The 18,297-nt window shown below is 36.6% G+C and carries 16 protein-coding genes and 1 rRNA gene; 5 read left to right on the forward strand and 12 right to left on the reverse strand.

Going from position 1 to position 18,297, the window contains the following annotated elements:
- Positions 1-71 (reverse strand): 16S ribosomal RNA (locus ACIQ7L_RS14590); the annotation flags it as partial.
- 344 nt (positions 72-415) lie between these two features.
- Here ACIQ7L_RS14590 and ACIQ7L_RS14595 point away from each other — a divergent pair.
- The gene (locus tag ACIQ7L_RS14595; RefSeq protein WP_097898783.1) at positions 416-772 is read left to right on the forward strand and encodes a YgzB family protein; all 357 of its coding nucleotides are present in this window, start codon (positions 416-418) and stop codon (positions 770-772) included.
- Between the two features lie 63 nt (positions 773-835).
- Here ACIQ7L_RS14595 and perR read toward each other — a convergent pair whose 3' ends face one another.
- The 6 genes from perR to ACIQ7L_RS14625 form a co-directional block, all read right to left on the reverse strand.
- Positions 836-1,264: a peroxide-responsive transcriptional repressor PerR gene (perR, locus tag ACIQ7L_RS14600; RefSeq protein ID WP_170958192.1), complete on the reverse strand. Its 429-nt coding sequence runs from the start codon at positions 1,262-1,264 to the stop codon at positions 836-838.
- 315 nt (positions 1,265-1,579) lie between these two features.
- Positions 1,580-2,035, reverse strand: coding sequence for a thioredoxin-dependent thiol peroxidase (gene bcp / locus ACIQ7L_RS14605; RefSeq protein WP_400570156.1), 456 nt, complete (start codon positions 2,033-2,035; stop codon positions 1,580-1,582).
- Positions 2,036-2,080: 45 nt separating this feature from the next.
- Entirely contained in the window at positions 2,081-2,485 is a 405-nt protein-coding gene (locus tag ACIQ7L_RS14610; RefSeq protein WP_097898780.1) for a potassium channel family protein, read from the reverse strand.
- A gap of 70 nt (positions 2,486-2,555) precedes the next feature.
- Positions 2,556-3,341: an ABC transporter permease gene (locus ACIQ7L_RS14615; RefSeq protein ID WP_400570158.1), complete on the reverse strand. Its 786-nt coding sequence runs from the start codon at positions 3,339-3,341 to the stop codon at positions 2,556-2,558.
- A gap of 4 nt (positions 3,342-3,345) precedes the next feature.
- A complete protein-coding gene (locus ACIQ7L_RS14620; protein ID WP_400570160.1) occupies positions 3,346-4,137 on the reverse strand; it encodes an ABC transporter permease in 792 nt (263 codons plus the stop codon).
- Positions 4,130-5,143, reverse strand: a complete 1,014-nt coding sequence (locus tag ACIQ7L_RS14625; protein WP_400570162.1) for an ABC transporter ATP-binding protein — start codon at positions 5,141-5,143, stop codon at positions 4,130-4,132. The genes ACIQ7L_RS14620 and ACIQ7L_RS14625 overlap by 8 nt, the downstream gene beginning before the upstream one ends.
- Positions 5,144-5,264: 121 nt before the next feature.
- Between ACIQ7L_RS14625 and hemL the strand changes: the two genes are divergently transcribed.
- The 3 genes from hemL to ACIQ7L_RS14640 all read left to right on the forward strand — a co-directional run bounded on the left by hemL (position 5,265) and on the right by ACIQ7L_RS14640 (position 12,717).
- On the forward strand, positions 5,265-6,563 hold the full coding sequence (hemL, locus tag ACIQ7L_RS14630) for a glutamate-1-semialdehyde-2,1-aminomutase (protein ID WP_400570425.1): 1,299 nt from the start codon (positions 5,265-5,267) through the stop codon (positions 6,561-6,563).
- Between the two features lie 277 nt (positions 6,564-6,840).
- The gene (locus ACIQ7L_RS14635; protein ID WP_400570164.1) at positions 6,841-11,277 is read left to right on the forward strand and encodes a glutamate synthase-related protein; all 4,437 of its coding nucleotides are present in this window, start codon (positions 6,841-6,843) and stop codon (positions 11,275-11,277) included.
- Positions 11,278-11,628: 351 nt separating this feature from the next.
- Positions 11,629-12,717, forward strand: coding sequence for an aromatic acid exporter family protein (locus ACIQ7L_RS14640; protein WP_400570166.1), 1,089 nt, complete (start codon positions 11,629-11,631; stop codon positions 12,715-12,717).
- Positions 12,718-12,730: 13 nt separating this feature from the next.
- Here the strand turns inward: ACIQ7L_RS14640 and ACIQ7L_RS14645 are convergent, their stop codons facing one another.
- The 4 genes from ACIQ7L_RS14645 to ACIQ7L_RS14660 all read right to left on the reverse strand — a co-directional run bounded on the left by ACIQ7L_RS14645 (position 12,731) and on the right by ACIQ7L_RS14660 (position 16,587).
- A complete protein-coding gene (locus ACIQ7L_RS14645; RefSeq protein WP_400570168.1) occupies positions 12,731-14,491 on the reverse strand; it encodes an ABC transporter ATP-binding protein in 1,761 nt (586 codons plus the stop codon).
- Positions 14,492-14,544: 53 nt separating this feature from the next.
- Entirely contained in the window at positions 14,545-15,075 is a 531-nt protein-coding gene (gene ntdP / locus ACIQ7L_RS14650; RefSeq protein ID WP_097898772.1) for a nucleoside tri-diphosphate phosphatase, read from the reverse strand.
- A gap of 733 nt (positions 15,076-15,808) precedes the next feature.
- A complete protein-coding gene (locus tag ACIQ7L_RS14655) occupies positions 15,809-16,063 on the reverse strand; it encodes a YgaB family protein (protein ID WP_097898771.1) in 255 nt (84 codons plus the stop codon).
- A gap of 227 nt (positions 16,064-16,290) precedes the next feature.
- Positions 16,291-16,587: a gamma-type small acid-soluble spore protein gene (locus ACIQ7L_RS14660; protein WP_400570426.1), complete on the reverse strand. Its 297-nt coding sequence runs from the start codon at positions 16,585-16,587 to the stop codon at positions 16,291-16,293.
- Between the two features lie 108 nt (positions 16,588-16,695).
- On the opposite strand from ACIQ7L_RS14660, the gene ACIQ7L_RS14665 reads away from it, so the two are divergent.
- Positions 16,696-16,890, forward strand: a complete 195-nt coding sequence (locus ACIQ7L_RS14665) for a hypothetical protein (RefSeq protein ID WP_400570171.1) — start codon at positions 16,696-16,698, stop codon at positions 16,888-16,890.
- A gap of 267 nt (positions 16,891-17,157) precedes the next feature.
- Here the strand turns inward: ACIQ7L_RS14665 and mutY are convergent, their stop codons facing one another.
- Positions 17,158-18,255, reverse strand: a complete 1,098-nt coding sequence (mutY, locus tag ACIQ7L_RS14670) for an A/G-specific adenine glycosylase (protein WP_400570173.1) — start codon at positions 18,253-18,255, stop codon at positions 17,158-17,160.
- Positions 18,256-18,297 lie beyond the last annotated feature (42 nt).

The following is an 18,297-nucleotide window of genomic DNA, read 5'->3' on the forward strand; positions in this document are numbered from 1 at the left end:
ATTCGCTCGACTTGCATGTATTAGGCACGCCGCCAGCGTTCATCCTGAGCCAGGATCAAACTCTCCAATAAAGTTAGTTTGTCTAGCATCTAAAATAAAAATTGACGTTTCACGTTGTTTGTTTCGTTCAGTTTTCAGAGAACTCGTTTGCCGCTTAATTGCGACTTCCTTATGTTAACATCTTCGTTTTTCGATGTCAACTAAGTTTTTGATTTCTTTTTTCGCTTTCTGCGTGTTTTGCATCAGCGACGTGTATTAATATATCACGCACTACATGTACGGTCAATACTTTTCACAAAAAAATTTCACATCCCGTTTGTACTTTATCATTCTTACAAATTTCATCAACCTCCTTTCTTTTTGATAAAAAATTCTAAATTTTGTGTTATATTGTTGCTATAGGAGTGTGATGGGAATGGGTATTAAGTATTCAAACAAAATCAATAAGATTCGAACCTTTGCATTAAGTTTAGTATTTATCGGCCTCTTCATTGCATACTTAGGCGTCTTTTTTCGAGAGAATATTATTATCATGACTACCCTTATGATGCTCGGTTTCTTAGCTGTTATCGCTAGCACCCTTGTTTACTTTTGGATTGGCATGTTATCTACCAAGACCGTGCAGATCATTTGTCCAAGCTGTAATAAACCAACAAAAATGCTTGGTCGTGTAGATGCATGTATGCACTGCAATCAACCTTTAACACTTGATCGGAATTTAGAAGGAAAAGAGTTTGATGAGAAGTATAATAAAAAGAGCTATAAAGCATAAAATGGAATTTATATAATAAAGAAAGAGGCTGACATAGCCGTCAGCCTCTTTCTTTAATTATACTTACGCCTTATGACATTCTGGACATACGCCATAAATTTCTAAACGATGACTATTAATAACAAAGCCGGTTGCTTTCGCAGCTTCATCTTCAAGTTTTTCCAAACCACCATAAGGAAAATCAACAATCTTACCACACTTTTCGCAAATTACATGGTAATGCTGACTTGTAATATAATCAAATCTACTTGAAGCGTCTCCATAAGTTAATTCCTTTACAAGCTCAACTTCTTTAAATACACGTAAGTTATTATATACAGTCGCAACGCTCATATTTGGAAACTTACCTTCTAACGCCTTATAAATTTCATCCGCTGTTGGGTGCGTCATAGATTCCACAAGGTACTCTAAAATAGCATGACGCTGTGGAGTAATGCGTACACCCGTATTTTTCAGCATTTCTAGCGCTTCTTTTAATTCTTCTTTGACCACCGTCATGCACCCCGATTCTATACGGATTATTATTTTATAATTCTTATAAATAGTGTACTCCTTTTCTTGTCAATCGTCAATATTTCTACTATAATCATGTGTTTTATTTTTCACCTAACCTTATTCTTATGTATATTTGTCCCTTCCTTATACATTCGTAAAGAAAAAAAGTGCGAAATAATCGCACTTGGAATACTATCATCTGAGGAGGTATGCCCTACCCTTTTAACTTATGAAACATCATAAAAAGTGTATAGGCATATGCCTTATATGAGAAACTTCTTTCGTTCTTTATTCCTTTGCTCATATAAGCTCTTATTTTATATAAGAAAGAATCTCTTCGATATGACCCTTCACTTTTACTTTACGCCATTCTTTTACAAGTTCACCGTCTTTATTAATCAGGAATGTAGAACGCTCAATTCCCATGTACTCTTTTCCAAAGTTCTTCTTCAGTTTCCAAACATCATATTGTTCTGCCACTTTATGATCCTCATCCACTAAAAGTAAAAATGGTAAATCATGTTTTTCAATAAATTTCATATGTCTATTTGCTGGATCAGGACTTACACCAAGAATAACTGTATCCTTTTCTTGGAATAACCCGTATGCATCTCGAAAATCACATGCTTCCGTCGTACATCCTGGTGTCATATCTTTCGGGTAAAAATATAACACTACATTTTTTCCGCGAAAATTGGATAATTCAACCTGCTCCCCATCGCTTCCTTCTAGTGTAAAATCTGGTGCTATTTCTCCTATTGCGACCATCTTTATCACTCCTTATATTTTCCTTCTACTATAACAAATATTACCTTATTTTTCATTGTCTATCACAGTCCGGACTACGAAAGCAAACGGTAGTGTATATCCAATTAGCGCCTCAACTATCGCAACCCATCGTCCTATTCCAACTGGGGTCACATCACCATATCCAACCGATAATAAAGTAACTGCACTAAAATATAAACATACTTCTACAAGTTGAAAAGAATGGCCATTCAATCTTTCGCCATCTTCCCTTAAAATCGAAAATCCACTTTCCTCTAATACAACATAGCTTAATCCAAATGCAATCAGTACCGTTGTATAAATTAAGAACAATGAAGTCAAGTTATACAAAGAAAAAAAGCGCTTTGACTCCGAATATGAACTCCATAACAATTGAACACTTCTTAAAACAGCAATTACTGCGATTAATAGGATCAGTCCCCATAACATGTCCTCCACCTCATCCTATATGTATGAGGACAACAAATAATTTATCCCACAGAAACCAATGAGCCCCTATTTAATTTCCAGCACCACGGTACCTTTTCACACCCTGATTCCAAAGTGTAATTGCAATCGTAAAACAAATTACGCCAACAATTGGTGTTGCAAATGCATAACTGTTCCATTCCGTTTTTCTAAGAAAGTATGCCGCTGGATATACACCAACAAATGCAAACGGTAATACAAAGGTTAAAATAAAGCGAATAACGCGATTATAAATATTTACAGGGTATCGTCCATAATTCCCTATATTATACATAAGCGGCATAATGGAGCTTTTCGCATCTGACCAAAAACCGATACTCGCGAGTGTTACAAATATCCCGCCGTATACAAGCGCTCCTCCTCCTACCATTAGCAAGAACAAGAAGATATCATACCAATAAAAAGATAATTGAAGCTGCACTGCTGCATATCCCATTACAATCATTCCTGTTATAGCTCCAATTAACGACTCTAATTCCATTCGTTCTAATATAATTTGAAACAAACTATGAATCGGTCTTGTTAAGACACGATCCATTTCTCCCTTGATAATGTACCTATCATTAAAGTCCCATATATTAAAGAAAGAAGAAAAGATAGCAAATGGGACTAAGAAAAAGCCATAGATAAAAATAACCTCTTCACGGCTCCACCCTTTTAATGACTGTGTATGTCCAAAAACAACAAGTATAAAAATTAAATTAACAGCTTGTAATAGTAAGTCGGATAATAACCCAACAATGAAATCACCACGATATTCTAGTTTCGTTTTGATATATTGGCTTGCATATTGCAAAAAAAGTTTTATATACAACATCTCATCATCCCCCTTGTACAATTAGGCGTTTTCGCGCCGTTTTCCACATCAGCACAATTGGAATAATAAGTACCACTGCCCAAATCATTTGGAATAATAAAGCTTGATACAACTTACTTCCTTGTATTCCTTCAGAGAAAATCATACTCGGAATATAACTGATTGCTTGGAATGGTAAGAATACCATCGCTTTTTGGGCCCATAGAGGATAAAAGCTAATCGGTAGTAATAAGCCTGAAAACAAATCAATAACAACACGTTTTGCGTACATAATTCCACTGTTGTTAAATAAGAAAAAAGTGAGCATTCCTGTCATTAAGTTAATTTGCGTATTAATAATAAAGCTGAATATTAACGATAGAAAGAAATACAGCCACGTTTGAAAATTCGTTGTAATTTGCAAGGAGAACAACAGCGTAACGATCAACATACCTGGGATTGAAAAGAATGCAAAACGAAATATTCCCTCTCCAAGCCCTTGCATAACTTTCATCCCTAAATAGTTATACGGTCGAATTAACTCAACAGCTACACGCCCTTCTTGAATTTCCATCGCAATTTCTCTATCAATATTATTAAAATAAAAAGCACGGGCCATCCAAGCAATAGCAATATAGGTCGTCATTTGAGAAATCGATAAGCTTTCAATATTCTCTTTTCCACTGTAAATAGCTTGCCATAGGAAGTAATATGCTCCGATATTAATCGTATAAATTAAAATTCCACTATAATAGTTTGTTCGATAAGCAAGCATCATTAAAAAACGAATACGAATCATTTCAATATACTTACCCATGAATGATACCTTCTTCATAAATGTTACGAATAATTTCTTCTGTAGACACTTCATGAATTTTTAAATCTTTAATTTGAAAAGCTTGTACTACTTTTGAAATGAGCATAGAGATTATAACTTCTTCATTCGGTATTTTCGCAATCCATGTATGTTCTTCTCTCGCCTGCGACCAAACTACATGATCATCTGGCATAATCATTGATAATTGTTGATACGAAACCGGCGAAACAAATTGAAAATGTATCTCCTTTTCCGCTCCCCATTGCGAACGCAGTTTTTCTAACGAACCATCATACATAATACTTCCCTCATCAAGCATAATAACGCGCTCACATAACGCTTCAATATCAGTAATATCATGTGTTGTTAAAAGAATCGTTGTTTTATAACGCTCATTCATCTCTTTTAAAAATTCACGAATCTTTAATTTCACAAGAACATCTAATCCGATTGTTGGCTCATCTAAAAATAAAAGTGGTGGATTATGAATTAATGCTGCTGCCAATTCACAACGCATTCGTTGACCAAGCGATAATTTACGCACCGGTTTATCTAACAACGGTCCAATATCTAATGTTTCAATAACATGCTCCATATGTTCTTTATACTGGCTATCCGATACACCATACACTTTCTTTAATAGACGAAATGATTCTTGCACTGCGATATCCCACCAAAGCTGAGAACGTTGTCCAAATACAACACCAATTGTTCTTACAAATTCTTCTCGTTGCTTATGCGGATTCATACCATTCACTGTAATTTGTCCAGACGTTGGTGTTAAAATCCCAGTTAACATCTTAATAGTCGTTGATTTTCCAGCACCATTTTCCCCAATATACCCAACCATTTCACCTTGCTTTATAGTAAACGAAACATCATTCACTGCTGGTACTATTTTATAGTTACGATTTAATAAATCGCGAAAAGCACCCTTTAAGCCCGAACGACTTGAATATGTTGTAAATTCTTTACGTAATCCTTGTACCTCAATTACCGATTTCATAACCGGACCTCCTCCCTAAATATCACAACGAATAGTTTACCCAACTACTATCCCTATCACAAACAATACGTCTTTTTGAAAAACATGTTAAAATAATACATAGATTTTTGTAAGGAGATGAATTGTAGTGAATTTCACAAAGTCAGAAGCATTACATAAAGAAGCGTTAGAACATATTGTTGGTGGTGTTAATAGTCCTTCACGTTCTTTTAAAGCCGTTGGCGGTGGTTCACCTGTTGCAATGGAACGTGGGAAAGGTGCTTATTTTTGGGATGTAGATGGTAATAAATATATCGACTATTTAGCAGCATATGGTCCAATTATTACAGGGCATGCTCATCCTCACATAACGGAAGCAATTAAAACAGCTGCTGAAAATGGTGTACTATACGGGACACCGACAGCACTAGAAGTAAAGTTTGCAAAAATGTTAAAAGAAGCAATGCCTGCTTTAGATAAAGTTCGTTTCGTAAACTCTGGTACAGAATCTGTTATGACAACGATTCGCGTAGCTCGTGCTTACACAGGTCGCACAAAAATCATGAAATTTGCTGGTTGCTACCATGGTCATTCAGATTTAGTACTTGTAGCAGCTGGTTCAGGTCCTTCTACTCTTGGCACGCCTGATTCAGCCGGAGTACCACAAAGTATCGCACAAGAAGTTATTACCGTTCCATTTAATAATGTGGAAACATTAAAAGAGGCACTAGATAAATGGGGACATGAAGTAGCAGCTATTCTTGTAGAACCAATCGTTGGGAACTTCGGAATTGTAGAACCTAAACCTGGTTTCCTTGAAAAAGTAAATGAACTTGTTCACGCGGCTGGCGCACTCGTTATTTACGATGAAGTTATTACTGCTTTCCGTTTTATGTACGGCGGCGCTCAAGATTTACTTGGTGTAACACCAGACTTAACAGCGCTTGGTAAAATAATTGGCGGTGGTCTTCCAATCGGTGCATATGGTGGTAAAAAAGAAATCATGGAACAAGTTGCCCCGCTTGGACCTGCTTATCAAGCTGGTACAATGGCCGGAAACCCAGCTTCTATGGCAGCTGGTATCGCATGCCTAGAAGTCCTAAAACAAGAAGGCGTATATGAAAAACTAGATGAGCTTGGAGAAATGCTTGAAAAAGGTATTTTAGAACAAGCTGAAAAACATAGCATCGATATTACAGTAAATCGTTTAAAAGGGGCATTAACTGTGTACTTTACAACAGATACAATTGAAGATTATGATGCTGCACAAAATACAGATGGTGAAATGTTCGGCAAGTTCTTCAAGCTTATGCTCAACGAAGGAATTAACTTAGCACCATCCAAATATGAAGCATGGTTCTTAACAACAGAACATACAAAAGAAGATATTGAATATACAATTGAAGCTGTTGGCAGAGCATTTGCTGCCTTAGCAAAATAAAACTGCAACGCATAAGAAAAGGAAAAAATAGAGGCCACCCTCTATTTTTTTCTTTTTTCTATTTCATAAATCTCGCATTAATAGTATAATTATTCATAATTATCTGTTTTATTTTCATTTATCCCGATTGGTGAGAACTAATAATCAGTGAGGGATGAAGACCCCTCACTAATTAAAGTTTCACTTTATATTTATTATTAATTTCGTATACAAAGCGCTTCACGCTTTGAATAGTAAGACTATTCTTAATGTTACATCTTAAAGGGGGGATTGACGGATGCTAAGTACAACAAATACATGGACACCGTCTTTATTTCGAAATTATGTAAATGCAGAACATGATGCGTGTGGAATCGTTTCCGTTATGGAAAAACAAAAAATTCCTACGAAAGAAAACATCGACCTTTGTATACAATCGCTTGTTAAAATGAATCATCGGGCTGGCTTCATTAATGGCGAAGGAGATGGAATTGGTATTCACATTGATTTACCAACAGCACTTTGGAAAGAGAAACTAAAAAAGAATGGATATAATCCAGCGATTGTGGATCATCCCCATTTTATCGTTGGACATTTTTTTCTAAGCAAAAAAGAAAATGTAAATCATTTAAAAAATAGCATTCGTACAAAACTAGAAAATGAAAATTTCACAATTGTCTTCGAGGATGAGGAGATTATAAATTCTGATGCACTCGGTCCTCTTGGTAAACAAGAAGAACCTTTATTCTGGCAAATTGCACTTATTGCAGAAAGCGAAACTAAAAATATTGACCAAACACTATTCTCTTTAACAATTGCAATCGAAGAAAATGAAGCGATTCATGTGGCGTCATTAAGTCACAATCATGTTGTCTATAAAGTTCTTGGTGCTGGCGATACACTTGTTGCCTACTACGATGACTTACAACATCCCCTTATCGCATCAACAATGACACTGGGGCATAATCGCTATTCTACCAATACATTATCAAATTTTTTTCGTGTACAGCCATTTAGTATCCTCGGACATAATGGTGAAATTAATACCATTGCCAAGTTACGTGATCAAGCTAAGATGATTGATGTACCACTTACTAACGGAGGCAGTGACTCTCAAGATTTAAACCGCACCTTAGAAACACTTCTCGTTCACTATAACTACAGCTTATTTGAAGCAATGGATATATTATTCCCACCAATTATTAATGAGATAAAATTATACGAACCTCACTTGCAAGATCTATATACGTATATTCGTGAAGCATGGGGGCATTTTGCTCAAGGACCAGCTGGCATTATTTCACGTTATAAAGACGAAGCTGTTTTTAGTGTTGATTCACTTGGTTTACGACCGGTTTGGAAAGTAGAAACAGAAACTTCCTATATCTTTTCATCTGAACCAGGTGTTGTATCGCCAACTGAATATGTAGCAGAGCCAAAACCACTTGCTCCTGGAGAGAAAATAGGTTTAAAGTGGAACGAACAAGATAACCTTGTTCTCTACGAATATGAAAGATACCAAGACGAAGTATATAAACGCCTAAAACAGCGAATTGATTTCACTGACTATCATTTTAATTTATCTATCCCATCTGTAGAAAAAATCGAGGGGTTATTAGATTATACACAAGTTGAAACAGAACAATACGTGGCTTTCGGATGGGATCGTGAACATATTCAGCTTCTTGAACAAATGGCAACAAAAGGCGTCGAACCAATCCGTTCTCTTGGGCACGATGCCCCCCTTGCAGCACTTGATACTGATAGACGGAACATCGCTGATTTCATAAAAGAAAGTGTAGCAGTTGTTACGAACCCAGCAATTGATCGTGACAGAGAAATTGAACACTTTTCTACACGTACAGTGTTAGGAGAACGCCCAAATTTATGCCGGACATCCCAATATCCTTTTGTCGCTGAACTTCTATCACCAATTATACTAGAGGGAAATTTAGCACAATCCATCGCCGAAGATTTAGAAACAGTTACACACGAACAACTTACACAACTATTTGTTACCCATAGTGCCGTCTACAAACTGTCCATTACCTTTACAGCATCAGAGACTTTATATGATGCATTAAATCGAATTAGCTCTGAAGCTATAACAGCCATTAAAAAAGGAGCTACCCTTTTACTATTAGATGATGCGAAAGCACACCAAAATGAACAATTATGGATTGATCCACATTTAATTACAGCAAAAGTCCATCAAGTATTAACTGAAAACAAATTACGCCGAAATTGCTCTCTTGTTGTAAGATCTGGTGCTCTCCGCTCTTTACACGACATTGTTACGCTATATGGTTTAGGGGCAGATGTTATGAATCCATACTTAATGTTTGCAACTGTAAACGACGGCACTAAAGTAGCAATCGCTAATTTGTATAACGCATTAAACAAAGGACTAGAGAAAGTAATTTCAACAATTGGAATCCATGAATTACGTGGTTACGGTCGTCTCTTTTCTTCCATTGGCTTACACGAAGAAATCGCAGATATATTACAAATTACTAATTTCTTTGGATCAAACAATTTGGCTTTCTCACTTGAATCACTTACAGAGGATGCGAAAGCTCGGGCAATTGATTATGGTAACCCAAAAGTTAAAATGCGCAAAACATTCCATATGTTCCCGCGGATTTGGAAAGCAATTGGTGATGTAGCAAAAGGCAATAACTATGATGATTACCGGGAGAAATTAACTGAGCTAGAAGACAAAAATCCAATCGCAATTCGTCATCTTGTCCAAATAAAAGAAGTGCAACAAACCGTTCCAACTGAACATGTTTCTATTGGAATTAAGAATCATGATTTACCATTTATTATTAGTTCCATGTCGTTTGGTTCTCAAAATGAAATCGCCTTCCGCGCCTATGCAGAGGCTGCAAATCGCCTGAATATGATTAGTTTAAATGGTGAAGGCGGAGAAATTAAAGATATGATTGGCAAATATCCACATACACGCGGCCAACAAATCGCCTCTGGTCGCTTTGGAGTGAATGCCGAACTACTCAACTCATCGAATTTAATTGAAATAAAAATTGGGCAAGGCGCAAAACCTGGTGAAGGTGGACATTTACCTGGATCAAAAGTGACTTCAAAAATCGCTGAAGCACGTAATGCAACAATTGGTTCAGACTTAATCTCACCCTCTAATAACCATGATATTTACTCAATTGAAGACTTAGCACAAATGATTACAGAAATTAAAACCGCGAATCAACTCGCAAAAGTCGCTGTCAAAGTTCCAGTTGTCCCTAACATTGGAACAATTGCCGTAGGAATTGCCAAAGCAGGTGCCGATTTTATTAATATTAGCGGATTTGATGGCGGAACTGGTGCCGCACGTATTCATGCCCTGCAACATGTTGGTCTTCCTGTAGAGATTGGCGTCAAAGCTGCTCATAATGCTCTATTAGAAGCAAACATGAGGCACAATGTAGAAATTTGGGCAGATGGTGGTATTCGTAGCATAAATGATGCACTTAAAATTATGCTTCTTGGTGCAAATCGAATTGGCTTCGGTACCCTATCAATGATTGCCATTGGTTGTACAACTTGTCGTGGCTGCCATCTAGATACGTGTCATGTCGGAATCGCCACTCAAATCGAATCAGAAGCCCAAGCAAAAGAACATGGCCTGCGTCGCTTTGTCCCGCGCCAATTTGAACATGCTGTAAAAGGATTATTACACTTATTTACTACTTTTGGTACAGAACTTAAACGTTTAACAGGACAACTCGGCTATATGAATTTACAAGAAATTGTTGGACGTTCAGATTTGCTAGAACAAACTCGTGGTACAGATCTATTAGACTTACACAATTTACTACAAATTTTAGAAAACTCATCCTTAACTTCTATAGAATCCGTAGAGCAAAAGCAACATAAAATAGCTGAATTTTTCCAATCAAAAGAATTAGTTGGTGTCGGTGTAGATCAACGAGTGATGGGCGGTTTAGAATCATGCTATCGTGTCCGTAGTAAATTGTATGAAAACACTAGCCTTGAACCACTTACATTAAAGTATACAAATGGTTCTGTTCCTGGAAATGGATTAGGTGCTTACAATAGCGAAAACTTATTTATCCACGTTAATGGCGGTGCACAAGATGGCATTGGAAAAACTTCATTTGGTGGTGGTATTTACATTACAAAAGCAAAAGGAAAAGATGGTGTATACTACAACGGCTCTGTCGGAAAAGGATTTGGATATGGCGCACAAAAAGGAGCTTTATATGTGCAAGGAAACGCTGATGCACGTGCAGGTATCCGTCTCTCTGGAGCAGATATGGTTATTGGAGGTAGAGTCACAAAAGCACTTCGTGAAAAAGAACATGGAAACCTTGGTTCTCATTCCAATATAAAAGGCTTTGCCTTCGAGTATATGACAAATGGCCGCGCCCTTGTGTTAGGGGATCCTGGTCCATGGATTTGTGCTGGTATGACTGGCGGTGTCGTTTATTTACGTCATCAACCTGAACTCGGTTTAACAGAACCTGCCTTAAAAAGAAGAATTGCCAAAGGAGCCAATGTCACATTACAGTCACTTAGCAAAAATGGTAAATCAGACGTTACAGAATTATTGTTTGACTATATTCGGGTACTAAATGAGCATGAGCAATATGAAGAAGTTGCTCTCTTAACCCCATTACTAGATGACATTCAGCTTCATTTTTATGAAATCATCCCGAAAAAAGAACAAGCAGATCCATCTGTTTCAACTGAATGATTTTACTATACTTTATAACCACTGGAAAGTTGACGAAGTGAGCATCACATAGTAATCTATAATAACAATTTGAAACCTGCTGAAATTCAGCAGGTTTTTTCACTAAAATAAGCATTCAAACAGTAGGATGAATAGAGCCGAGCAGTTCGAGGCACAGAAGTTAGAAGGGTACGGAGTGTAGATGAAACTGCATGAATACCGAACTGGCGACGCGACGAATAAATCGGACAGCTATCTTTATCGGAATTTTTGCACATCCACTAAAATATCACTTGCTAACATATTGCAATGAATGTATAGTATCATGTTGTACATTCATTATGACAAGAGAGAAAGGATATTAATAAGGGTATGAAACTTGGTGCTCGCATTTTAAAAACGGGTATTGCCATTACATTAGCTTTATTTGCTTCTACTTTGTTCCACCTACCAAGTCCAGTATTTGCGGGGATTTCAGCAATTTTCGCTGTTCAACCATCTGTATACCGCTCATATTTGACAGCACTTGAGCAAATTCAAGCAAACGTAATTGGTGCAGTATTCGCTATCGTATTTGCTTTTACTTTCGGAAATAATCCTTTTATTATTGGATTAACTTGTATATTAGTTATTGCTCTTACACTACAATTGCGTTTAGAAAACACAATATCAATTGCTTTAGTAACGGTCATCGCTATTATGGAATATCAAGGAGCAAATTTCTTTGATTTCGCACTACTCCGCTTTGCAACTATTATGACTGGGATTATTGCTGCTTCACTTGTGAACTTAGTATTTATGCCGCCAAAATACGAAACCAAACTGTATCATCGCATCGTTGATGATACGGAGGAAATTGTGAAATGGATTCGTATGAATAGCAGGCAAGCTTCTGATTTTACAACGTTAAAAACAGATATTGATCGTATGAAAGAAAAAATGATTAAACTAAATCATTACTATTTGCTTTATAAAGAAGAAAGAAGTTATACAAAAAAAATACAGTTCGCCAAAATTCGTAAGCTTGTTTTATTCAGACAAATGTTAGCGACAACAAGTCGCGCTCTAAGTACATTAAAGTCACTACATCGAACTGAAAACGAGTTACGGTATATGCCTGAATCATTTCAAGAATCCATTCAAAACGAGCTCGATTCATTAACGCACTACCATGAACAAGTTTTATTAAAATTTATTGGTAAAGCGAAAAAACAACAATCCGTTGAAATGCTTGATGAAGTTGAAACAGGTAAGCAGGAACTAATTGATATCTTTATGGATTATCAGGATAAAGATGATGAAGAGTCCTACGAAATATGGTTACATCTCTTCCCACTTATTTCTTCCATCATTAATTATAGTGAGGAAGTTGAGCATTTAGATTTACTTGTAGATAGTTTTTACACATATCACAAACCAGAAGACGAACTACAAATTGATGAAAAAAAAGAAGATGAATAAAAAACAACCCCTTTTACGCTAAAGGGGTTGTTTCTGCTACATGCTGAATTTGATACAAATTATAATAAAATCCTCGTTTTTGCATTAACTGCTCATGAGAACCTTTTTCCTTTATTTCACCATTTTCGATATAAATAATTGTATCGACATGTGTAATAGTTGCCAATCTATGAGCAATAATAATTGTTGTTCGATCAGCCGCCAATGTTTGAAGAGCCTCTTGAATATATCTTTCGTTCTCCAAATCTAAAGCTGATGTTGCCTCATCTAATATAAGCAACGATGGATTTTTTAGAAACACCCGGGCAATCGCGATACGTTGTCTCTGCCCACCAGACAACTTCACCCCTCGTTCTCCAACAATCGTATCATAACCATCTGGCAAACCGATAATGAAGTTATGAATCTGTGCAGCTTTTGCAGCAGTGACCACTTCTTCTTCCGTAGCTTCCGGATTTCCATATAAAATATTAGCTTGAATCGTATCGCTAAATAATAAATTATCCTGCAACACAATACCGATATGACTACGTAGATTCCTCATGTCATACTCTCTTACATTTACACCATCTACATAAACGGCACCGCCGGAAACATCATAAAAACGTGGAATTAAACTAGCAAGGGATGACTTTCCGCCTCCACTTGCTCCAACAAGCGCAACTTTTTCTCCTGGGCGAATGGTAAACGAAAGATTATGCAATACATCTGTTTCATTGACATTATAACGAAATGAAACTTCATCAAATACGATTTCACCGTTTAACTTTTTAACCTGTATTGCGCTAGGTTCATTCACAATATCATATTTTTCATCTAATAACTCAAAAACACGATCCATAGACGCAAAAGATTGTGTTAGTGTCGTAGAAGAATTCACGAGGCGCCGAAGCGGACTATATAAGCTATCCATATACCCCACAAAAGCAACCATAGTTCCGAGTGTCAATGAGCCTTGAATCACCTCATATGCTGCAAATGCAATAACAAGTAATGGTCCTAAATCCGTTAACGTATTCACTGCTGAGAATGTCTTTGCTGTCCAACTTGTATGTGTCAACGCTTTCGTCAGAAATTCATTATTTCTTTTTTCAAACTGCCCTTTTTCATATTCCTCTAATGCAAAACTGCGCGTTACTTGCATCCCTTGAATACGCTCATACAAATACCCTTGCATCGTTGCTAAAGCTTGCGAGCGCTCTCTCGTCAAATTACGAAGACGTCCAAAAAAATATTTAACTGCCACTGCATAGATTGGTAAAATCAGCAATGCAACAAGCGTTAATTTTATATTCATAGAAAACATAACTACAACCGCAATAAAAATCGTAGCTGTATCGAGCCAAACATTCATCAATCCCGTAACAACAAAATCCTTCGTCTGTTCTACATCATGAATGACACGTGAAATAATTTCACCTGTTTTTGTGTTTGAATAATATCGTAAACTTAACTTTTGCAGATGGTCAAAAATATGTTTACGCAAATCATAAAGTATTGTATTACTAATACGCTGTGCAAAATATTGACGATAATATTCAACTGGTGGTCTTATTACTGCAAAAATAAAAAAAGCAATTCCAACTGCCGTTATTAACCCCGATGTTTTTTCCTGAAGAGATCCTCCTCCTTGAATCACATCATCAATAATATACTTTAATAACCATGGCATAATAAGTGGAATTCCGAACTTAACGAGTCCAATAATAATCGTGATGACAATAAGCCAACGATATGGTTTCACAAATTGTAAATATCGTTTGATTCCCTGCATGTAATTCCCCCTTAATAGGACAAACCTGCCGGGAAATCCCCTGCAGGTTTGCTTTAATCTCTATACATTAAATATCGCTCATACCACATATCTACAAAGTCCGGTGCGAACGGCCCTTTTCTTTGATGAATCCACTGCGTTAAATACTCTACATTTCTTTTTAGAATCGTATCAATCACAGGAGGATACTTCATAATTTGGCTATGCTTCTCATACTCATCTTCATCTAAAAGAGTATATGTCATATCTGGATATACTTTAATATCCAAATCATAATCAATATACTTTAACGCTTCTGAATCGTATGCAAATGGAGAGCTTAAATTACAATAGTAGTATACTCCATCTTCCCTTAACATACCGATTACGTTAAACCAATAGTTTGCATGGAAATAACAAATCGCAGGTTCACGAGTAACCCATGTCCGGCCATCTGATTCTGTAACTACTGTCCGATCATTAGCACCGATTACAAGACTTTGTGTCCCTTTTAAAATTGTAGTCTCTTCCCACATTCTATGAATGGAGCCATTATGTTTATAACTATGTATTTGTACTTTTTCTCCTTCTTTGGGAAATCCCATACATGCTCCCTTCTTTCACTGCAAATGCTCTTCTAAAATTGGCACAACTAGTATTGAACTGCATTCACTTTTTTTCTATTATAACTTTTTTGTCAAAATTTTAAAACTAAACTGATGGCATCCAGCTTTCGGAGAACCAGCAAAGGCTCTTCTCATTCCTATAAATTTGGTTCATCACCAAAAGACGGGGGTAACATATAGGTAATGTACACTTCACTCCGAGTGGACGCTTTCCGCGGGCGAGAGCGAGCCTCCTCGGCAAGCCTGCGGGGTCTCACTTTCCTCGCTATTCCCGCAGGAGTCGCCACTCTCCGTTCCGTGTATGAAAAATGATTATTTTTCAAAAAATCAACCCCATGTTACGGTGATGAACCATAAATTTAAATTTCAACTATATATATCCATTTTGATTTTCTAACATATAAGTCACGGCTATGAAGAACAAAAGGTGATCGCTACTTATTTTCTCTCTTTGTTTTCACTTGGCATGGGCAGGAAAAAGATCTGACCGCTTCTATGCATGGCCGGATGCTCTCTTCCACCTAAAAGAAAGGTTGTATGTTGATTTTTCAATTTGGACTTATATAGCGGCTTTTTCTTCCCCACCTAACTTTTTTACTTTTGCTAGCAGCTAAGCGGAGAATATCACTAAACAATGTATGATAAGAAAAAACCCTTCTTCAATCATGAAGGAGGGGCGTTTCTAACTAAATCATCCAAATACATCTCATCTTTAGTTAGAAGTAATTTTTTCTGTTTCAAAAGAATGAATCACTTCATTTGTTTGTTGCTCAAATTTTTCATGTAACAACTTTAATGCCAATTCTGTTTTGTATATTTCTTGCCGAATAAAATACAATTCTTTTTTATCACACTTTTCTTGTTCACTCATTTCAAGCTGCTGGTATTTCTCCAAATGTGCTTGCAGTTTCAATAATTCATCCATTGTTTGTAACTGCTCCCCTACCAACTTATCAAATGAATTCATTACTTACCCCCTTTTATCCCGCATTAATACAAGATACATCTTCTACTAAATATTTTCTAACCTTTCACTTCTTTCTCCTTTGACTACATTTGTTGACTTATTAGAAGTTATGTCGGTATCTACAGTAAAATTACAAACACTATCCTGCTGAGTTATTTCTCTTAGAAGACAATAATTCCCCATACAAAGAAAACACTTCTCTTGAACCGAGAAGTGTTTTTCTTTCGTTACTGATTTGTGCTAGAAGATTGTGATTTTTTTGCTGCTGATTGTGCATTTTGTTGCTTCACTGCTTGCACATTTGTTTCAGTTGCAAATTCTGTACCATAGCTAGCATTTGCACTTTGAGCAGCACTAGAAGCTTGCGCTTTTTTAGCCTCTGATTGTGCATTTTGTTGCTTCACTGCTTGCACATTTGTTTCAGTTGCGAACTCTGTACCATAGCTAGCATTTGTGCTTTGAATGCTAGCACCAGAAGTTGCTTTGTTGTATCCTTGTTGTTTTTTCATTTTTCTCACCTCCACAACCAATAATGTAACCAATCCTTTCAAAAGCTATCCGTAATTTCATTTTTTAATTCACGCATATATTTTTCATTGCTTATTCAAACTACATACGATGGAGGTGTGAACATGTACGCCGGACGTGATATGACAGAACTATCTATGATTTCGAAAGAAGAATGGAAACAAGATGAATTAGCTTATTTTCATCATTCCTTGCAGCAAATCATGCCTTATTTAAATGTAGAAGGCCAAACCATTTACAAAGAAATTATTAAAGAAATTGAGTCACGAGGTAGTTTACAAAAAAACGAAGCTATATAAATGCCAATTAAAAAACCGACATAAAAGCCCTTCTTTTAGGTGGAAGAGAGCATCTGGCCATGCATAGAAGCGGTCAGGGCCTTTTTCTGCCACATGCCATGTTTAAAACAAAGGGAGTAAGTGAGTGCAGGTCATGTTGTATTCTGCATAGTAGCAACTTAGATGTCGAAAAATCAAAATGGATTTATATAGTTGGGTTCATGGCACAAGGGTTTCGTCCGATTAAAAAAACGTGTTCCTGAGCTTGGGAACACGTTCTCTCATCAATTATTTAACAGAGATTTTTTCAACACATTCTTCATAAATCGTACGATGCGATTTAGAAAAAGGTAATTTCTCAAATTCTTCTTTAGACACAAATTTTAATGTATCTGTTTCTTTAATAGCACTTGTTACTTTTCCATAAAATACAAATATATCCCATGTACGGTGCGTAAATGTATGTTGGACGTTCATCGCGTATTCATCAACTGAAACAGAAAGAGAAAACCCCTCTTTCATATAATCAGTAAGCTGTTGTTTATGACTCCGAATCCCTTCACTTATTTCAACATTTGGAAATTCCCACATGTTTGCAAGTAATCCTGTACTCGGTCTTTTGTTAATTACATAATTCCCATCCGCTGTTTGAAGCACCCCTGCAACAAGCGGTACCATTTTAGGAGCTTTTGCCTTACTTTTAACTGGTAATTCTTTTTGCACACCTTCTGCATGTCCACGGCAATGCTCACGAACAGGACAAAGTAAACAAGCTGGATTTTTAGGAATACAAATCAGTGCACCTAATTCCATTAGCCCTTGATTAAAGTAGGATGGATTTTCTTTTGAAATGATTTCACGTACAATATCTTCAAATATTTTTCGTGTCTTCGGTTTCGCAATATCATCCCAAACTGATAAAATGCGAGATAAAACCCGCATAACATTTCCATCAACGGCTGGTTCAGGTATTCCATATGCAATACTTAAAATCGCACCTTTTGTATATGGACCAACACCTTTTAATTTTTCAATTTTTTTCACATCACTAGGTACTTTCCCGCCGTATACTTCTTTTACTTCTTTTACTGCTGCATGTAAATTCCGTGCTCTAGAATAATAACCGAGGCCTTCCCATGCTTTTAATACCTCTTCATCCTCTGCCGCTGCCAATGCGTCTAACGTTGGGAACTTTCCCATAAAATTTGCGTAATATGGTTTTACAGCTTCTACTCGTGTTTGCTGCAACATAATCTCAGAAACCCAAACACGATACGGATCTTTATTTTTACGCCATGGTAAATCGCGTTGCTCTTTTTCAAACCAACTAATTAAATCATCTTGAAATTGCTCTATGTTAAATTCATTTAATATTTCAAGTGTCAAACCGGGTCCCCCTCATTTTTTGCATATACGTACTATTATAAA

Origin of the sequence: Bacillus sp. NPDC094106, from assembly GCF_044764345.1 — a bacterium.
Lineage (GTDB): Bacteria > Bacillota > Bacilli > Bacillales > Bacillaceae_G > Bacillus_A.